Raw genomic sequence first — 20,036 nt, forward strand, 5'->3', positions numbered from 1 at the left:
TTTGAAAAATCATTGAAATAAACCATTAATTTACTTGATTGAAATTCATTGAAAAATTCGGTAAAATAATCGAATGTCAGGAGAAACGTTTTTCTATACACTAAAATATTTATTTTTAGTTATATAATCATCACTATATAACTAATCAAATAATATATCAGATTGTTTGGATAAAATTTTCTGGATAGTATCTTTATTGGCCCAAAAAGTTCTTTTTGTTATGAATTCTCCATTTGAAAACATAAATTGATCATTGGCATCAATAGCTTTTGTACGTATATGAAAACTTAAATCTTCGCTAGTTTTAGGAAATAAATCATAGTCACCTTTTTCAAAAGCTTCAATAGTTTTCTTATAAACAGTTTCAGCTTCATTATCAAAATCTTTAAAAGAAAATTCTGGATAATATTCAATATTATTAATTTGTTTTTTGTCCCTATCCCAGTAAATTACAAAGAGAATAAAAGTTTCATTTATTGCTTTTTTAAAGGCAGAATCCTCATAATTATTATATGGTTTAGATTCTCCCACAGACAAAAAATCCTTACCTTGGTACAGTACTTTGAAAGTATTACTAGAAAAAGGGAATGCTTCTTTAGCAACATATTTTTCATTCTTTTTTTGAATCATTGGTATTGTTCTAAAAGCTTTTAAATCATTTTTTTCTTCTGTATCAATAAAATATTTAGTGATTAAATAATTTATTGAACTTTTTTGATTTGAATTGTTTGGTATCATCTCATTTAAATATTTTTTCAGGGCCGTTATAGTTGAGCTATCTATAATAATTTCTTGATTTACAGTCATAGCTGTTTCTTTATTACTCTTAAAAAGTTTAAATAAATCGTCTTTTTTAAATTCTCCTAAATTAACGTCAAACTTACTAAACTCATTTAAAAATTTCGTATAGGATTGAATAATAACTTCCTCATCTACTACTCCTCTTTCAGTGCTTGTTGATAAAAAATAACTTTGAAAATAATTTTTTCCATATAGCTCGATAATATATTTTTTTTCTTCATTATCCATTCCCTTTTTTGTATTTACTTCTTGTTCATTTTTGTCAGTATTAATTTTTTTCCTAAGAGGCCACCAGTCAGATATATTTAAACTTGTTTCGATATCATCTAAAAACACTTGTTTTTCTTTGTCTATTAAATCTAGAATATCATCAATAACGTTTTTCATACCGCTTTTAAGAAAGTTTTTACTCTTACCAGGTTGCCCAATAGTTGTTAAATACAATTTACATAAATCTAAAACATCTATTCCTCTCTTGGTACCTTGTTTTTCTCCAACTTTCAAAACTTTAATATTTCTTTCGTATAATGCTTCATTAATTTCGAGTATATCTTTAGAAGCTGCTAAGCTATCCTCTTCTAAAATTGGAATTTGCGTATTCAACCCATTGGTTATTGATTCAGACAATGTAGAATCTGCTTTGATAAAAATTGATTTTACATATATTTCTTTTAAAGATTCTTCAATTAGTCCAGTAAACAATAACTTTGTAGCATTTTTTTCTTTATCAGAAATTGATTCATCAATATTATCTATCAGCCCATTTAGTTCTCCTAAAACTTCTTGTATCCCATAAAATATATTTGTTAATGTCTGGGCTCCATTGATAACGCTAACTTTTTCAGGACTAATATTGATAACTGAACCTATTATTTCAAAATCTTTAGATGTGATATCTTTACCATTCTCGATTAAAAAAGTTATTCCATTATGATAATACCAAAATTTTCTAGGCAAATTCTCTTGAACAATTTCATGCGTTAATTTCCAAATATTTTTAGCTATAGTCTGTTGAATATTAGTTTTTGAATTTAAATAGCAATACACTTGAAAATATTTTTTAAAAGAATCTTTTATTCCCTTTGCAAATATATTTTTTGATTCAATTCCTAATCTAACGTTTTTTATAAATAAATCTTTTCCTGTAACGTAATATAACTTTTTGATTTCACTCATTTGTAGATTGTAAATACGTCCATTAATACGATCATGCTTATCCTCTAAATAATCTTCATCTTTAGATACAGGAGTGCTCAATCCCTCAAAGTTATATTCCAAATAATTTATTCCTTCATTTTTTATTAATAGCTTAACTGTCTCCTTGGCTTTAGCATAGTATGTTTTTTTTTGCTCAAATATTCCTGATAGTTTAATTTTCTTTTCTCGATTAGTAGCTTCTTGCTTATAACACTCTTCATACAAATCGTATTCATGTTTCCAATCATCAAAAATCATAATAATTTCTATAGCGGCCTCTTCGATAGACTCATAAACTGAGAAAAATTTTTCATAATTAAATTTAGTATCACTAAAGCAATCGTATATAATAAAAGTAACAAATTCTTCGTTTTTTATTCCTTTTACAACATAAATGTTCTTATTTCCTGGATTACTGAGGTAACTCTGAATCTCATCTTCATATTCAACATTAAATTTTTCCTTCATTTCGTCTAAAATACTAAATAAATCTATTCCTTCCATTAAATAACCCCCAAAAGATTGTACTTTATTAAACTATACTTTTTTCTACAGTTCGTAATCAGTTCATCTGAATCTTTATCACTTAAATTACTATTCTTTATAAAAACAATTAAATCTTCTTCATTTTTTCTAAGTTCTCTTAACTTATTATCGATTATTTGCCTTGTTTTATCTTTAGTTAACAAATCACATTCAGCTATTGTTATTTGTGCTTCTAACCTCACTCTTTGAATAAAAGAACCCACTTCTGAAGGTACATCATTTTTTTTGCTGAAAGAAGTATTTTTCTTTATTCTACTAGTTATATACTCTCTGCGTTTATCTTTTTCTGGATAAATAGTTGCGTTTGAAATATTAAAAAATTTCTCCAAGTCATTTAAGATTTGTTTTTTTTTATTACCTGGTATAGTCACTGTTTTATAATAAGTTTCAGGTATAGTATAATATTCCCTTGAAGGAAAAAGAATAAAGCCACCACTTTGAGATCTTATTCGTTCATTAGAAAAGCTATGAGATATTACTTTGAAGTTCTTATAAAAAACTGAGTTTTCTTCATTTAAAACAGCATCAAAATACTCACGCAAATATTTAGAGTTAGGAGAATAATGGTCGGGAAAAGAAAGAATATACAGCTTAGCTTCATATTCAAAATCATTTTCACACGCAAAATATAGTGCCGGTAATACATTGAACGTAATATCAAGTAATCTACTATAAGCTATATAATGTTGCGCTTCTATCGCTTTTTCTAAATTTGATAAATCTTTACCTTTTGCAATATCAAAGTCTTGTAGTAATTCAAATAATTCATTTTCTTGTACAGAGCTTAAATCTGTCCTAAATAAGCTAGGTGTCAATGCAGTTTCTTTCCAGTCTCTCGACTCACCTCTAAATGCTGTAATTTGATTACATTGATATTTTGAGAATTTTTTTTCTAATTCTTCAATTTTTTTGCTTATTTCTTGAAGAATTTCAAATATAATCGTCGCCATATTTCCCTCCATTTTTTTAAAATTAATAATATATAGAAATGTGTTTTAAAATATATCTATCTGTAAGATACTCCAACAAACATTAATATATAGGTTAACAGTAGAATTTTTATGATATGTATCAAATATGGAAACTCTATTTTTCTAACATAGTATTTCTTGACATATAAGCCATAATACTTATATTCAAATGAAATTGGGATACTAGTGTCTGTCATTTACATCTTTGAATAATCTTCAGATAACTCTCATTTTCTATCATAAATGATACTACTTTTATACTGATTCAAACTCAAAGTTATCTTCCTTATATTAAGTATACCAATTCTCAATAGAATTTACTCAGAATCCAATGATATTTTCCGTATTTCACACTTTATATTAAGAAATATTCAAACTTCTTTACAGCGCTTTTAAACTTAAAATAATTTCTTTACTGTTTTTAGTTCTCACAAAAACTGCAATCTATAATTACTACTATTATCAACCTCAAAAATTTCTTCTTTGTCCTGGTTCCTCTTGAATGAATTATTTCCAAATAAAATTAATATCTAAATTTTTTCAACCAGTTTTTTTATCGTATATATCCTCCCAATCATTAGACTTTTTGAAAAGCTATTTAGAGGGTTTAATTATTTTTTAAGGTTGTTTCAAAGATATAGCATGAGTCAGAGTCCTCTTCACGCATTAGCAGATAATAACTCATTGGGATTTTGCTCCATTTTATAAAAACTCTTTTGCAACAAGAACGATGGTCTTCTTACCCGTTCTCACTTCTATTTTATATCACTATGAAGACATACAACTGTCACCTCTAATTGAATGAACAGATCAATCTATAGAATAAGTTGTTTATTCAGCTAAGCGTAACTAATTCATCTATTGTCTTCAAATTTATGAAATCTTACTTCATCGCTGGAATATTTTTATAGTTCAGCAAATTGGACACCCAAGATGATGAAACACTATTTTCTCAAATGACTAGTAGTTTAACAACTGAAGTTAAACAAAATTCAAGTATGATGGCTGTTCCTTGGTTTATTAACGGGTTTTTGATTCTATTCATGCTTAGAAACTTTCTACCTTTGTCTTCCTTATTAATTCACAGTACCAATTTCATTAACAATCAATTGGTAATTATTACTTTGACTGAGCAATAGGACTTGAGGTCAAGTTTTGTGACATTATGAAAAAAGTCCTCCTATGATGTTGTATGGCTTATTTGATTGACTGCTTCCGCAATTGAACTGGCTGTTGCTTTGGTCTCTTTGCTGTTTTAATTTAGCATGCAATATAGCAAAAATTATTTATTAAAAATCTTTGGTCCTTTTCGCATGTTTTTAAAATCATTTTTTTGGTGTGCTCGTTTGTTTAGATTTTCCGCCTCCTACTTGTTTCTTTTTAATTATCTCTAACATTTTCTCTTTTGAATTCACTTATCACACCACCATTATAAAATAAAGTCTATTTGGAAAAAGTACCCATTAATCCACATAATCTCTTTAATACAATTAGTTATATGCTATAATTTTTACAATCAGACTTCTAAAAGAGAGAAAAAACATGGCTATCCCTATTGGAAATTTATATTTGAAAGAGGGAGTGAATTATTAATGGGTGCTGTATTTACACAAGCCACTAGCTTTTTATTAATCATTCTAGTGGCCTATTTATTTAAAGTCCTTAAGCTATTAGAAGCAAAAGATGGATATACCGTTTCAAAAATCGTTCTCAACTTAACTTTACCAGCCACTATTATCATCGGATTTAATTCAGTTGAAATTAATAGTACTTTAATCATCTTGGTGTTGCTAGGTTTATTTGCAAATTTTTTACTGATTACTATCGGGGGATTCATATGGCGAAAAAAGAGCACAGCGAATCAAGCTCTTATGATGTTCAGTCAAGCAGGGTACAATATTGGGAATTTCACCATTCCTTTTTTGCAAGGTTTCTTTCCTCAGGCCATTCCTTTTATTGGAAGCTTTGATACAGGAAATGCATTAATGTTGTTTGGTGGCACTCCACTTTTAGCGGATAAAATGACGGGTCAAAATCGTGGCACACGAGGAGTAACAGATGTCATTTTCACTCTGTTTCGTTCTCCGTCTTTTTCTACTTACATTGCTATGATTATTTTAGCACTCGTAAATATTACAATTCCAGAAAGTGTTCTTTCAGTAGTGGAGATTTTTGCCAGCGGGAACGCTTTTCTGTCAATGTTTATGATTGGCCTTTATTTAGAATTCAATATTTCTAAAGTGGATTTAACAAAAGTGGTCAAAATTCTTTTTACTCGTTACACTTTAGGCATTTCACTTGCAGTGATTTTTTATTTTCTACTGCCTTTACCAAAAATTGTTCGGTTGTCTTTAGTTTTAGTGGCACTTTCACCTATTGGTACGGTTTCCACTATTAACATGGTTGTTTATGGAAATAAAACCTCCCTTTCTGGCTTTTTGTCTTCTATCAGTATCATTCTTTCATTAATTTTAATGACCTTCGCTTTAATTTTTATGGGTCTTTAATTTTTGCTATAAAAAGATATAGTCGTACTTCTAAGTTTCAATTTAAAAACTGCAGGTATAGTAACCTACCACAAAATAAAAATTTCAAGAATGAACTCCTCACACTTGTTAGAGTGACTATTTTTTAGAATACCGTTTTCAATTACTTTTAAAAACTATTGACAGTTACATTGTTAGTGCTTACAATGTAACTGTATAGATAATTAAATACCAAAGGGATTGTAACTGCATAGGCAGGCAACACCTAACTACTTTTTAACGGATGGCTTTATTTCTGTTATAGAAAAGTTGTTAAGGTGTATTTTTTTGGTTGTGAGGAGGTTTTCTGTGTGGATTAAAAAAATTTTTAACAACAATATTATTCTTGCTCATGATGAGAAAATGGTTGAACGTATATTACTAGGTAGAGGTATTGCATTCGGAAAAAAAGAAAATGATAAAGTAGATGAGACAAAAATCGATAAGATTTTTATTTTGGAGTCTCAGGAACTGATAGATAAATTTGTACATCTTGTTGGCGAGATACCGACAAATCATCTAGAGCTAACCGATAAGATTGTAAAAGAAGCTGAGAATCGGCTTCACGTTAAATTTAATGATAGTATTTATATCGGTCTTGCAGATCACATTAATTATGCATTATTCCGTTTCAAGAACGGTGAGCAAATCCAGAATGCTTTTCTTTGGGAAATCAAGAAATTTTATCCAAATGAATTTAAAGTAGCCTTAGATATGCTTGAAACAATTTTCTATTATGAAAAGGTGAAACTTTCAGATGATGAAGCAAGTTTCATTGCTCTTCATTTCGTAAATGGTCAAAATTCAAATTATGATCTGAATTTGAATGGTATCAAAGAAACCATCATCATTCAGGATACTTTTAATATTATCAAGTTTCATTATTCGATAGATATAGAAGAGAATACCTTGAACTATAGCCGATTTGTAACACATCTTAGGTATTTTTTACAAAGGATTACGCGTCAGGAACGATATGATTCAGATGAGAATCAACTTTTCGATCAAGTGAGTACTAAATACGTACAAGCGTACAAGTGTGTATTAAAGATTAACAATTATCTTATCAAAAAGATAGATATTAAAATGACAAAAGAAGAGCAATTATATTTTATATTACACATCAATCGTCTAACAGATAGAGAAAATCAAATAAGATCAAACTAAGGATTGTAACTGTATAGGCAGGCAACACCTGAGACGATCTACACAAATAAGTAAGTATTATTTGCGTAGAGTTTTAGGTGTTTTTTTGTACTTAAACATTGGAGGAATCAAGATGGATAACAAGCAATTAGCAGAACAAATTGTAAATAAAGTAGGTGGCGCAGACAACGTCACAAATTTAACGCATTGTATTACAAGATTAAGATTTAACCTTAGAAATGTTGATTTGGCGGATACAGAAGCTATTAAAGAAATGGATGGCGTAGTAGGAGCAGTTTATAAAGGGGGACAATATCAGGTTATTATAGGTCCTCACGTACAAAATGTTTATGATGAAGCTATAGGTTTGGTAGGAGGAGAATCGACCGATGGTCCCTCTGAACCAGAAGAAAAACCGAAAGGTGTTGCAGTATTTTTTGATACCATCGCTGGTATTTTCACGCCAATAGTCGGAGCACTTGCTGGTTCAGGTATGATTAAAGCAATATTGGCTTTATCAACTGCGATGGGCTGGTTAACGCCGGAGTCACAAACGTATGCGATATTAAATATTATGGGAGATGCAGTATTTTATTTCTTACCCTTCTTAATTGCGACTACTGCTGCTAAGAAATTTAAAACAAGCCCATTTTTAGCCTTGGTATTCGCAGGTATTTTACTTCATCCCGAGTTAACTTTGATGAGAACTGAAGGTATTGAAGCAGCTTTTCTTGGAATACCCATTAGATTGGCTACCTATTCTTCATCTGTTATTCCAATTATTTTAATTGTATTACTGCAGTCTTACATTGAAAAATATGCAAGGAAATATACACCCGATGTAGTTAAAGTATTTGTAGTACCTATGGTTACGCTATTAATTGTTGCACCAATAGGGCTAATTATCTTAGGCCCCTTAGGAGCAATCGTTGGTGAATACCTAGCGATGTTCTTTACATTCTTAGATTCAGAGGCAAGTTTTATTGTTCCCGTATTAGTTGGTGGACTTGCTCCATTCTTAGTTATGACAGGAATGCACTACAGTCTTGGAGCAGCACAAACGGTTCAAAGGTCAATTACGGGATATGGAAGTATTTTGACTCCTGGGATGCTTGCTGCAAACATGGCACAAGGTGGAGCAGTATTGGCGGTAGCTTTTAGAACTAAAAATAAAAAAATGAAATCATTAGCAACATCTACAGGGATTTCATGTTTTATGGGCGTTACTGAGCCAGCATTGTATGGCGTAACATTACAAAATAAACGTGTGTTAGCATCTACGGTTATAGGTGGAGCAAGTGCAGGTTTATATGCTGGGATTGTGGGATTGAAAGCTTGGTCTGCAGGAACTTCTAATATATTTTCTACTCCAATTTATATGGGTGGAGACTCTATGTGGAACTTCTATCACGCGATTATTACAGTCGTTATTGGTTCAGCTGTCGGATTCATAGCATCTTTAATTCTTTACAAAGAAACGACAAAATCTGATTCCGTTTCAGTAGATGATAAAAAACAAGAAGGAACAAGAAGTTATACTACTGATTCAGTCTCTTTAGGTACTGGTCTAAGTGAAAAAAATGAAGTTAGTAGTCCTATAGAAGGCAAGATGATTTCTCTAACAGAAGTAGAGGATGATGCTTTTGCTACAGAAGCTATGGGTAAAGGAGTAGCAGTTGTACCTGAATCAGGAAATGTTTATGCACCATTTGATGGATTAGTAGCCATGATATTTAAAACAAAACATGCTATCGGTTTAGTAAGTAATTCTGGTGTAGAGTTACTAATTCATATTGGAATAGATACAGTAAAATTAGAAGGAAAACATTTCCTTGCAAATGTAAAAACTGGGGATTCATTTGTAAAGGGAGATCTTCTGATGAAGTTCGATAGAGCCGCTATTTTGAGTGCAGGTTTCGACCTAACGACACCAATCATCGTTACAAATACCAATGAGTATCTAGACGTAATCGAATCTCAAGAAAGTGATGTTACTAATCAAAATACAATCATGACAGTAGTTAAATAAGGAGGAAAACAAATGAGTCAATTTCCAAATGATTTTCTTTGGGGCGGCGCAACTGCCGCTAACCAATTAGAAGGTGCATACAACGAGGATGGTAAAGGACTATCCGTTCAGGATATCATGCCTAACGGAGTATTAGGTTCTATAGCAGATGAACCCACAGAAAATAACCTCAAGCTGAAAGGAATCGATTTCTATCATCGTTATGAAGAGGATATCAAGCTTTTCGCAGAAATAGGGTTCAAAGTTTACAGAATGTCGATTGCTTGGACAAGAATTTTTCCAACAGGTGAAGAAACAGAACCTAACGAAGCAGGTCTGGCTTTTTATGATAAAGTATTCGATACCTGTAAAAAGTATAATATCAAACCTTTAGTAACATTATCTCACTACGAGTCCCCACTACATTTATCTAAAAAATATGGATCTTGGTTAGACAGAAAAATGATTGTTTTATTTGCAAAGTATGCTGAAGTCGTATTAAATCGATACAAGAATAAAGTAACACATTGGATTACTTTTAATGAAATTAATGTAACGGTCTTTTCACCATTACTAGGCGCTGGAATTTTAACGCCTAAAGAAAATCTGTCAATGAGTCAAAGATATCAAGCAGCTCACCATCAATTGGTCGCAAGTGGATTAGTTACTAAAATTGCTAAAGAGATTAATCCAGAGTTTAAAATTGGTTGTATGGTTGCTTCACATCCGAGTTACGCTATGACATGTAATCCGGACGATGTATTGTACGCAATGGAAAAACAACAGGAGTCTACGTTCTTTGTTCACGTTCATGCTACAGGTGAATATCCCTACTATACAAAACGTTTATTCGCAGAAAATAATATTGAACTCAGTATTACGGATCAAGATAGAGAATATTTAAGTCACACGGTTGATTACATCACTTTCAGTTACTATAATAGCCGTACTATGGCGAAAGATCCGTCACCTTATAACACAGCAGCAGGTAATATCTATAGAGGTTTGGAAAATCCATATGTGCAGTATAGTGACTGGAAATATCCAATCGATCCTCAAGGTTTACGCTATATATTAAACTTCTATTATGAGCGCTATCAGCTACCATTGTTTGTAGCTGAGAATGGATTGGGTAGTTACGATAACCCTGTAGTTAATGAAGATGGTACGCTTACGATTAATGATGACTATAGAATTGATTTCTTCAATGACCACATTGTACAAATTGAAAAAGCCATCGAGGATGGAGTGGATGTCTTTGGATACACTGCTTGGGGATGTATCGATTTAGTAAGTGCAGCTTCTGCACAAATTGATAAACGTTATGGTATGATTTATGTAGATCGTCAACCAGACGGTAGCGGCAGTCTCGAACGTACTCGAAAAAAATCCTTTTACTGGTATAAGGATTTGATTGAGTCAAATGGCGAATCACTTAAGAGATAGGATAAAATAAAGGATAGGACAAACAAATGGTAGACCAGAACGTTAGTAGCTATACATCAAGCAAAGACTAATTTATCAATTTCGTAACTCTAAAAAAGGGCGAAAACTTCTTAGGAGTATAAATGGCTTATGAAGATGAGTTAATCGATTACTCCACAATGAAGTGGTTCACGAAATCTCCAAGAACAATGTCCTCTCCTGAAGTACAGAAATTAATGGAGGCTGAGAAATGGCATGTCCGTGTATTTGCTAAGAAATCGGATAACGAAGGAACTGAATTTTATTATCTAGGAGAAGTAAAACCAGTCAAAGAATCTATTATAGAGTTAGAAAAACCACTTCAAAATGGCGAAAAGAAAAAAGTTGTGGAAATGTTTTTGAAGTTTTCAGAACCAATTGATGTGAATTTATATCGTTATTTGGAAGCTGGACAAGAATGATATTGGGAATAAAGGTAATCATAAGGGTGTTGACTTGATCTCTTAACTATTTTAATTTAAAATTCGACTTATCAAAAAAGAGCAGTAGCTGATTTCAGCTGCTGCTCTTTTGCTATGCCAAAGATTACTTATTAAAAATCTTCGGACCTTTGCGCATGTTTTTCATATCATTCTTTGGATCAGTTGTTTGTTTAGACTTTCCGCCACCTGCTTGTTTCTTTTTAATTATCTCTAACATTTTCTCTTTTGAATTCACTTATCACACCACCTTGTTAGTGTAACACTAAATACTTTCAGTGAGATAAGAGGAATAATGACTACATTAATGGGATGATTCTTTCTCCATACTAGTGAGTTCTTAGAAATGATTGATACGTTCTCAAGACAACACTATTTTCTAAATCCATTATTTTCCCTATATCCTTTACCCACCATAACAATATCTGGTTTTACATTCTTCATTAAATAATACAGGATAAACCGCGAAGTAACAAACAAATTTTTGTTTATTGAGCAGATAATTTGTCCAATAAATGTCAGTAATTTATATTAGAATGGAATTTAAGATAAGCAACAGAAAAGAGACTCTTGTAACCACAAGAATCTCTTTCTTAAAATGTTCAATAATATAGTTTAAAGAAGATGCTTAAAAATTGAAATCATCATCTTCATTTTTATTCTCTGCTTTAAACAGCCAACGTGCTAAACAAACTACTAAAGTTACTAATATCGTTATAAAAATAAGTTTACCTAAGAAGAAAATCATTTTATCACCTACTTATTAGTATCAACAATTGCTTCACCTGTTTGTACTTCAACCCAACCATGTTCTAAACGTGCTTCTACTTCTTTTAACTTGATCAATTCTTCTGAAATGGATTCTGATAATTTTTTGTTGGCTTCAGCCTCAGCTTCTGCTGCTTTTACTTTTTGATAGGCTAAGCTATCCGCTTTTGTTTTTGCTGTATCAGCTTCTAAGAGAGCTTTTTCTTTTTCTTGACCAGCTTTGATGATCTCATCAATTGATTTTTGTGTTTCAGCATCTACATCTGGTACCCCAAAAGCAACATCTTCTACCAGAAATCCTTTTGGTTCAACTGCTTTAGTGAAATCTTCTAAAATGGATTGCTGAACTTCTGTTGATTTCGATCCCGTTACATCCAATAAACTATATCTGGCTACTACAGCACGAGAGGATTTAAGCAATTGTGCTTTTAACCAATTGGCTTCAATGTCTTCTACATTAATACTACCAAATTCTTTAAATACATCAGAAACTTTTTTTGAATCTACTTTATAGGCATATGTAATAGATACATGTGTAGCTTTTCCATCTTCTGTTGCTAAATTTAATTTTTCTGCTTTAACCGTTTGTAATCGAATAGGATACTGGGTTACTTTATCCAGACCTACAAATTTAACCCCTTGACTTAAAGTTTGATCTTTAACTCCGCCATTCATTGAATAACGAACACCTACATAACCATTTTCTATTTTTTCAAAAAACACTAAAAATCCGCCTACCAATAAGATAATTACTAGAATACCAATGATTAATCCTTTGATTTTTTTGATGCTGTTCTTATCGTATTCTTTTTCGTTCAATTTTATGTCCTCTTTTCTTTTTTAACTAAATGATTGTCTTAATAACGAATATTTTTCTTTACTCTCTTACAACTTACCACCCCGTGTAACTGTTTACTGCAATGCACAAAAAGAAATACACAGGCTTTTCTTCTGTAAGCCTGTATATTCTTTTCGACATACTTTTTCTTTTACGAGTTGACTCTATTTTCTCGTCTCTTCCCATAAAAAATCATCACTTTAAATTATAACAAAAAAATGAGCCAATCGCTGAATTCCTTAAATAACTATCTTTAATTAAATAGTCGTTAAGTTTCCATGGAAATCTAGTAGCACTTAAGCACTTAGGAATTTCACCTTAATGCTATCACAGAACTGTACGTGAACCGATCGATTCATATGACTCCTATCATTCACCATACGGTGTTATATTAAGAGTCCAATATGGAAACACATATTGGGCTCTCTTTTTGTCACCTCTTGTAACCATTCTCTTGCTCACTGTGGATGCTCTCTGAATCTTTTATATTTGCAAGTGATTTGCAATTCTCTTTAATAAAATATATCGTAAAATTATCGTTTCGAAAACTAGCTAGCTTTACGAGCTTTTTTGAGATCTGGTTTGGTCATTCTACATTTCAATTTTTTTTAAACACTGTAAAATTAAACTTCTTATTAAGTTCATACTTCAGTATATTTTAATTAATTTGAATAAATTTCACTCAATGGCATTCTATTTAGTAAGTAATCTTTATTTTTGGATATTAGTGATAATCTCATTAATTTTATTCGCAATTTCTTCAATAGGAACAACATACCATTCTGTTGCTTTTTTATACTGACTATCTTGAAAAATAATTTGTCTGTCAGCAAATGAATGATGTAATGTTCTTTCTAATTTTTGTGCATTAACATTCTTAATTTCTGCAGACAATACTATTTTAACTGGAGCACTTAAATAAGTGACATCATTTTTAGCATTTGAAATTCTAGCTTCAATATCAGTTCTCGTAAATCCTATTTTATATAGATTATTTATTCGAGCAATTCCCAGGTTATTACTTAGCGATTTTAACACATAAATATAACCTGAAGTAAATTCTTCACCAAAACTTTCAGCAAGCATATTTTCATCAATAGTATCTGTCACCATACGTCCATGACGTTCTTTTGAGTAAAGAGAAGATGCTAAAGATTGAAGTAGCAACTCTTTATTTTCTGTTCCATTCTCATAAACAACGTGCATTCGAGTATTTTCCTTACCATTGTCACTAATAAAAGTGTCTTTAGATATAGACACTATATACATCATAACACCATTTTGAATATAGAACCTATTTTCTTGAATGTCATATTGCTCAAATGGAATAATTTTACGTTCTCCACGCGCAATTTCTTCATTCACTTGTTTAAAGAGGTCCTTATATTTCTCAAAATTAGCAGCTCTTTTCCTTCTACCTATTTTATCTGCAGCATTTACTGTCTTTTTATATCTAGAAATATCTAGCAACTCTGAAAAGTCATCTAACATATCATCTTGACTAAGTATATCTTCTAATCCAGCTGGTTCTTCAATAGTTTCTATAAAACTATCAAAAGCTTCATCTGACTCATTCTCTTTCTTTAAAAGTCCCATATAGTCATATTTTTCGACTTTTTCAAGTCGCTCTTTTTTATCACGAAATCCTCTCAATCTTGCCCATAATTCACGTTCACTTGACCAGTTATCAGTTTTTTGTGGCTCTCGCTCATTTTGTTCAACGAATTTTAATATTTCCTGAAATTTCTCTATCTCTGGATCTAGCTTTTCTTGTTTTAAGGATTTGCCTTGTTTTGTAAGTTCATCAAAAGAGTCATCTTCAAAAATAATATCTAAACTGCTAGTCATTCTTGTGTTCAGCCTCTCTTTCTTTTTTCAGTTCAGACAATCTTAACAACGCATAAGCTAAATAACGTTCTCCTTCATCAGAACTATTTCTATCTGGCTTTCTACCATTTTCTACACGAAATTGCTTAGCTTGTTGATATGCAGTAACTAATTGTTCATTGGTAAATTCATACTTGTTAGAAGATAAATAATCCTGAATAAAACGTAGAGTAGGTGCATCAATATCTCTACTTATTACCTCATATGCTCTTTGAAAAGGATTTACCTGATCTATTAAATCAATATTCAACTCATCTATATTAATAAAACGATCTGCCATTTTAATTATCTGCCTATTACCATCTTCTGATGTTGATGTTTGACTTGCCGAAATATTTATATCTGTAACAGTATGTTGCCGAACTGTTTCTAGTTCTTCGTTTGTTAAATAAGGATATCGTTCAATAATAACTCTAGGAATTAATGTTTTATTAATCATATTTGCATCAGCTCCAGAGATAATTGCATTCTGAATATCCTTGCTTTGTAGAATACTAGATTTTAAATCGGCCATGTCGCTGTTAATAATTTTTTTTGTGCGTTCAGTAGTGTCAGCTGGATTCAGTCCTTTAATTGATAAATCACCTGGTTTATCAATTTTTCCATCCTTTGGCTTGAATTTATAAACAGGAGCCAATACTTGCTCCATTAATAATGAAGCAGAAATAGCCTTCATAATACTGTTAACAGCAAATAAAACTTCGTCATCTTGAGCATCAGGCTCTGCAATAAGGTTTGTAAACTGAGCATGTGTTTTATTTGCGCTATCACGAGTAACACGCCCAATAATTTGAATTACTTCTGTAAGAGAATTTCTATAACCTATTGTTAACGCATACTCCGCAAACGGCCAATCAAACCCTTCTTTTGCCATACCTAACGCAATAATAATATCTAATTTATCTATATCCTTGATATCATCAGTTATATTTGAAAGGTATGCAGAAACTTTTTCTCTTCCCTCTTCGTTTACTAAATCTGCTACTAATAATATTCTGCCATCTGTTCGTTTTACTTTATATATACCATCTTCATTTTGATAAGTCTCTCCACCATCTGAAATTAAATCTAAAATTTCGTCTACCTCAGCGTATTTGTCTTTAGTAGACTCACCAGAATTTACATTAGGTATATGGATAATCATTTTTTTGGAAACATCGACTACATCCTCCAAAGCATCTGTATACTTACCTCGATAAAAACTGTAACCCATAGAAAAAGATTTTAAATATTTGTAACCTTCAAGTTGTTCATAGTAGGTGTAAGTTACTTTATCAAATTTATTTTCATCTGAAGGTTCTAAGATCTGAATAGAATCACCGCGGAAGTATGATCCTGTCATCGCTAAAATATGCGCAGATGAATTTGACATAATGCTTCTTATTGCATTTCCTAAAACAGAATTATCATCACGACTAACATGATGAAACTCATCGATAGCGAGTAATGTGTTATCAAATACAGAATCATCTAACTCCTCAAAGGCAAATCGTAATGTTGCATGAGTGGCAATTAAAATATCGTTTGTTGGATCCTCTGAATTCATAAACTTAACAAAATGTTGTACTTTAGATTTTTCTCCACTACCCATAGTTAGATTATTCTCTTTCTTCACTTCCCAGTCCCAATAAAAACCATATTTCTTTAATTCAGTATTGCGAAAAGATTTTCCGATACTACGTTCTGGTACAGCTATAATAACCTTTTTAATCTTTTGATTATGTAGCTTGTCTAAACCAACAAACATAAGTGCACGGGATTTACCAGAAGCAGGTGGAGACTTCACCAATAAGTAGTTTGAATTACGTTTCTTGTAAACACGTTCTTGCATCTCACGCATTCCGAGTTCGTTTGTTGTTTTAGTTTTATCTTTGTCAAAGTCTATTTCAAATAAGTTACTAGTCATGTGTTTTCCTCTCCAAATAATCCATGATTAAATATGTTGTATTTAATATATAACGTACTTCTATTTCCTCTATTCCACTCGGTGAATTATGTTTGAATTGTGAATTTTGCAAAACTTCATAAGATCTAATGTGTGAAATTGTAAGATCTCTAAATTCCTTTGGTTGTTTTTTTAAAAAATCACCAATTTCATTTTTTTGATTTTCCAAAGACTTTTTATTTTTAAAAAGTTCCTTAAAAAACAATTCAATAGCAAGACGTGAATTATCTACTGCTTCACGAAAATGTTTGGTTTCCAAAAGAAAATTTGCTTGTTCCCAAGCCTTAATAACATTAGGATAGTTTTCAAAGCGTTTAAAAACCTGTTTTATATTGTTTTTACTTAATTCCTCTGGATATAATTCAATTATACGACTGTAAATATTAAAATAACTTTCAGGCTTAATATCATTAAGTTCTTTTAAGAAATTGAAAATTTGAGAAATAGTAAATAACTTTAGTCTCTCACGCGTTTTAGGTATCTCAAGTGGAGAATCCAGAGCTAAGTTATCAAATGCATATCTCTCAGAGAAGTCATCAATCAACCAATCTAAATCTTCCCAATTCATATCATCATCAATTATTCTAGCAATTTCCAATAATTGTGCACCTGTGAGTCTATCAATTTTATCCATTTGTCATCTCCTGATAAAGATTTAGCAAAACAGCTAAACGTTCTTCATCGTTTTCAAAACCTTTTTGTCGATAAGATCGATCAACAATTCCATCAAGCTCTTCATGCTTCTTTCTTAAAGACTCTGGCATCGTATCTCTATTGTAAAGGTCTGCTAAAGTCCCTCCTTCATATTCACGTAAATCAAGAATTTCAAGTACAATACGTTCAATTTCATTTTTTCGTTGTGTTGATAAATTTTGTAAAGGAAAAGTATTATATACTAATCTAACCGAATAACGATAGTCAGTTTTGAACTTACCACCAATTGAACGTAGCCACACCATATGCATGCGCGATTGTAATATTCCTAAAAGCCACATTGGTGCATTATAAATGGCAATTGCTAGATCTGATACCACTGTATCTTCTCCAACAAATCCCATTGGAACATATAATCGGTTTTCAGAAGATACTTTTGGGATAATTATTGTTAGCATTTCAGAAGAAAACTCTTTATTATATTCTTCAATTGCTTTTTCTCGTTGAATTTTAGTGAAAAATTCATAAGATCTTTCTATAGCGCCTCTAGCTGATTGACCTCCATTTAGTCTAGATTCCTTTACTTTTTCAACTCTATCATAAATAAAAGGATGCTTCTCAAATTCTAAATATAATGGCTCATCCATCCAAATTACAAAGCGTTTACTTTGATTTATAAATTCTGTTGATCCTATATATTTTTTTATTAATTTGCTAATTTCAGGATATTCATCGAGAATGATTTTATGCTGGTTTTCATCTAAAATCAAATGACCTCCATCTAATGGCAAAGAGCCCAGAAATGCATTTGGAGAACTTGAAATACTATTATTCTTACTTGAAACAACAATATCCTCTCCGTCAGTTAAATACGGCGAAATATTTCTTGCATTTATTTTATTAGCTTCACCAAAAATATATTTTTCTTCCTTGATACATTTTGATGACAAACCAATAATCGCTACGGTTACCCCTGCATTATTCTTTGCACTATTAGTCCACTTAAAAGAAGTATATGCAAAATTAATTTGTGCATTTTCTAATATTGATGGCCAAATCATAGATACTTGCTCACCCTGAGTTATTGAGTTTGTAGTTACAAATGCTAATTTACATTTTTTAAAACAAGAAATAAATTTTGCGCCTAAGTTAAACCAACTTGCAATATAGTCAATTTTTTTATATTTATCATTTCCATCTAGAGCAAATTTTAAATCCAACTTTTGTTCTGTTGTTTGCTTCTTGGCGCCAATATAGGGTGGGTTCCCCATGATATATATTTCCTCATCTTTATTAATATTCAGAACATTGCTCCATTTGATATGAATTGCATTTCCCTGAATAATATTCCCTGCATGCTTTAATGGTAGCAAATTTGCAATACCTCCAGGCAACTTATTTTTTAACTCCTCATTCATTTGATGTTCAGCAATCCACAATGATAGCCTTGCTACTTCATGAGCAAAATCATCTAATTCGATCCCACTAAAATTGTTCAAATGAATATTAGAAATCGGCATAGTATCTAATCCTTGAATCTCATCCAATAAAAGTAATATTTTAATCTCTAATCGTCGAATTTCTTTATATGAAATTATTAAGAAATTTCCCGATCCACATGCTGGGTCTAAAAATTTAATTTTTGAAATTCTCTCTAATAGTTGATTCAATTTTTTTGTTATTTCTTGATTATTATCTTTACGTGTTTTTTCCGTAACGTATTTTATTATATTTTCTTCATATCGAGATTTCAAATCATCAAAAATACCATTAAGTTCACTTAAAAATAATGGGTTAATGACTTTCATTATATTAGGTACGCTAGTATAATGCATACCTGTTACAAGTCTATCTTCTTCAGATGCTACTGATTGAATCATCGCTCCTAAAATGTCTGGGTTAATTTCATTCCAGTTAAGTAACTCACCTGCTTCAATTAATAGTTCTCTTGACTTTTTTGAAAAAATTAAATTAACATGAGGCTCACCGAATAATTTTCCATTTACATACGGAAATTCAAGTAACCATTCTGCTTTATTCTTTCTATTCAATGTACTTATGTCTAGAATTTCAAATAACTCTTTAATAACACTATTGAAATTACTTCCATCTTCGTTCGTTCTAGTTCTCAGGACATTGATAAATGCACCTTTACTCATAATTCCAGTATCTTCAGCAAATAGTAAAAATAAAGTGCGAATTAAAAACAAATTAAATGCATGTTCATCTGCAATAGGATTATCTCTAGCAACAACATCATAAAGTTTCGCAAACCTTTCAGCTGCTTTTCTATCTGCTGGACTTTCTGCTTGGTAGTCAGCTTTTTCAATCCCATTCCAAGCTAAAAAGAAGTCTGCATTGGATGGTAGTTCCTCAATAGATATATGCAAAGTTGCTCTAGTTTTTGTATCCACTGCTGCTAATTGATGCGAATTAGTAGCTATTATATACCTCGGTTGAGACTTTTCTTGGAAAATTTCTTGTTCAATCGTGTCAACAGCTAAGACAACATCATCTGTGACTTTTCTATAAAAGAGCTTATTTTTTATGGTAAAATCTTTTCCGCCTAACAATTTTTTATTAGCTCGTGTTATCGATGTTTTAGGTATTTCATAAAATGAAAGGAACTCTTCAATAAATGTTTCATCTTTTATATTAGTAACAACTCTTTTGAGTCCATCTTCAATTTCAGTAATATTTAACTTCTTTATTTTTGCCATTTTCATACCTCACATATCTTACAATAATAAAGCTTAGTTCATACAATTGTGCTTTTCTTTATTATACAATACTTTTTATATTTATTTCGTAAGAATATAAAAGCACAATAAATCACCCATTGGTTT

At 31.2% G+C, this 20,036-nt stretch carries 13 protein-coding genes; 5 read left to right on the forward strand and 8 right to left on the reverse strand.

Annotated features, from left to right (window positions below):
- Nucleotides 1-141: 141 nt before the first annotated feature.
- Both ABS916_RS04655 and ABS916_RS04660 read right to left on the reverse strand, forming a co-directional pair.
- The gene (locus ABS916_RS04655) at nt 142-2,502 is read right to left on the reverse strand and encodes a PDDEXK family nuclease (protein WP_350450796.1); all 2,361 of its coding nucleotides are present in this window, start codon (nt 2,500-2,502) and stop codon (nt 142-144) included.
- Nucleotides 2,502-3,494, reverse strand: coding sequence for an FRG domain-containing protein (locus ABS916_RS04660; protein WP_350450797.1), 993 nt, complete (start codon nt 3,492-3,494; stop codon nt 2,502-2,504). Before ABS916_RS04660 ends, ABS916_RS04655 begins: the two co-directional genes overlap by 1 nt.
- Before the next feature lie 1,613 nt (nt 3,495-5,107).
- On the opposite strand from ABS916_RS04660, the gene ABS916_RS04665 reads away from it, so the two are divergent.
- The 5 genes from ABS916_RS04665 (at nt 5,108) to ABS916_RS04685 (ending at nt 11,080) form a co-directional block, all read left to right on the forward strand.
- Complete coding sequence (locus tag ABS916_RS04665; protein WP_350450798.1) at nt 5,108-6,022, forward strand: AEC family transporter; 915 nt, start codon at nt 5,108-5,110, stop codon at nt 6,020-6,022.
- A gap of 327 nt (nt 6,023-6,349) precedes the next feature.
- Nucleotides 6,350-7,207: a BglG family transcription antiterminator LicT gene (gene licT / locus ABS916_RS04670; RefSeq protein ID WP_350450799.1), complete on the forward strand. Its 858-nt coding sequence runs from the start codon at nt 6,350-6,352 to the stop codon at nt 7,205-7,207.
- Between the two features lie 112 nt (nt 7,208-7,319).
- Nucleotides 7,320-9,215, forward strand: a complete 1,896-nt coding sequence (locus ABS916_RS04675; protein ID WP_350450800.1) for a beta-glucoside-specific PTS transporter subunit IIABC — start codon at nt 7,320-7,322, stop codon at nt 9,213-9,215.
- Nucleotides 9,216-9,227: 12 nt separating this feature from the next.
- On the forward strand, nt 9,228-10,640 hold the full coding sequence (locus ABS916_RS04680) for a glycoside hydrolase family 1 protein (protein WP_350450801.1): 1,413 nt from the start codon (nt 9,228-9,230) through the stop codon (nt 10,638-10,640).
- A gap of 122 nt (nt 10,641-10,762) precedes the next feature.
- Entirely contained in the window at nt 10,763-11,080 is a 318-nt protein-coding gene (locus ABS916_RS04685) for a DUF3427 domain-containing protein (protein WP_350450802.1), read from the forward strand.
- A gap of 124 nt (nt 11,081-11,204) precedes the next feature.
- On the opposite strand, the gene ABS916_RS04690 is transcribed toward ABS916_RS04685, so the two are convergent.
- The 6 genes from ABS916_RS04690 to ABS916_RS04715 all read right to left on the reverse strand — a co-directional run bounded on the left by ABS916_RS04690 (nt 11,205) and on the right by ABS916_RS04715 (nt 19,910).
- The gene (locus ABS916_RS04690; protein WP_013712002.1) at nt 11,205-11,336 is read right to left on the reverse strand and encodes a hypothetical protein; all 132 of its coding nucleotides are present in this window, start codon (nt 11,334-11,336) and stop codon (nt 11,205-11,207) included.
- 518 nt (nt 11,337-11,854) lie between these two features.
- Nucleotides 11,855-12,685 carry an SPFH domain-containing protein gene (locus ABS916_RS04695; protein WP_226776535.1) on the reverse strand — a complete coding sequence of 277 codons (831 nt, stop codon included), beginning with the start codon at nt 12,683-12,685 and terminating at the stop codon, nt 11,855-11,857.
- A 730-nt stretch (nt 12,686-13,415) separates the two neighbouring features.
- Nucleotides 13,416-14,552, reverse strand: a complete 1,137-nt coding sequence (locus ABS916_RS04700) for a GIY-YIG nuclease family protein (protein WP_350450803.1) — start codon at nt 14,550-14,552, stop codon at nt 13,416-13,418.
- Entirely contained in the window at nt 14,545-16,497 is a 1,953-nt protein-coding gene (locus ABS916_RS04705; protein ID WP_350450804.1) for a DEAD/DEAH box helicase, read from the reverse strand. Before ABS916_RS04705 ends, ABS916_RS04700 begins: the two co-directional genes overlap by 8 nt.
- The gene (locus ABS916_RS04710) at nt 16,490-17,170 is read right to left on the reverse strand and encodes a hypothetical protein (protein WP_350450805.1); all 681 of its coding nucleotides are present in this window, start codon (nt 17,168-17,170) and stop codon (nt 16,490-16,492) included. The genes ABS916_RS04705 and ABS916_RS04710 overlap by 8 nt, the downstream gene beginning before the upstream one ends.
- Nucleotides 17,163-19,910, reverse strand: coding sequence for a class I SAM-dependent DNA methyltransferase (locus ABS916_RS04715; protein WP_350450806.1), 2,748 nt, complete (start codon nt 19,908-19,910; stop codon nt 17,163-17,165). Before ABS916_RS04715 ends, ABS916_RS04710 begins: the two co-directional genes overlap by 8 nt.
- Nucleotides 19,911-20,036 lie beyond the last annotated feature (126 nt).

Origin of the sequence: Carnobacterium sp., assembly GCF_040274945.1 — a bacterium.
Classification (GTDB): Bacteria; Bacillota; Bacilli; order Lactobacillales; family Carnobacteriaceae; genus Carnobacterium_B.

Bases quoted from the DNA above. Each gene is read 5' to 3' on its own strand.
- ABS916_RS04710 (WP_350450805.1), bottom strand. From the start codon at position 17,170: ATGGATAAAATTGATAGACTCACAGGTGCACAATTATTGGAAATTGCT.
- ABS916_RS04660 (WP_350450797.1), bottom strand. From the start codon at position 3,494: ATGGCGACGATTATATTTGAAATTCTTCAAGAAATAAGCAAAAAAATT.
- ABS916_RS04680 (WP_350450801.1), top strand. From the start codon at position 9,228: ATGAGTCAATTTCCAAATGATTTTCTTTGGGGCGGCGCAACTGCCGCT.
- ABS916_RS04685 (WP_350450802.1), top strand. From the start codon at position 10,763: ATGGCTTATGAAGATGAGTTAATCGATTACTCCACAATGAAGTGGTTC.
- ABS916_RS04675 (WP_350450800.1), top strand. From the start codon at position 7,320: ATGGATAACAAGCAATTAGCAGAACAAATTGTAAATAAAGTAGGTGGC.
- ABS916_RS04700 (WP_350450803.1), bottom strand. From the start codon at position 14,552: ATGACTAGCAGTTTAGATATTATTTTTGAAGATGACTCTTTTGATGAA.
- ABS916_RS04655 (WP_350450796.1), bottom strand. From the start codon at position 2,502: ATGGAAGGAATAGATTTATTTAGTATTTTAGACGAAATGAAGGAAAAA.
- ABS916_RS04715 (WP_350450806.1), bottom strand. From the start codon at position 19,910: ATGGCAAAAATAAAGAAGTTAAATATTACTGAAATTGAAGATGGACTC.
- ABS916_RS04705 (WP_350450804.1), bottom strand. From the start codon at position 16,497: ATGACTAGTAACTTATTTGAAATAGACTTTGACAAAGATAAAACTAAA.
- ABS916_RS04665 (WP_350450798.1), top strand. From the start codon at position 5,108: ATGGGTGCTGTATTTACACAAGCCACTAGCTTTTTATTAATCATTCTA.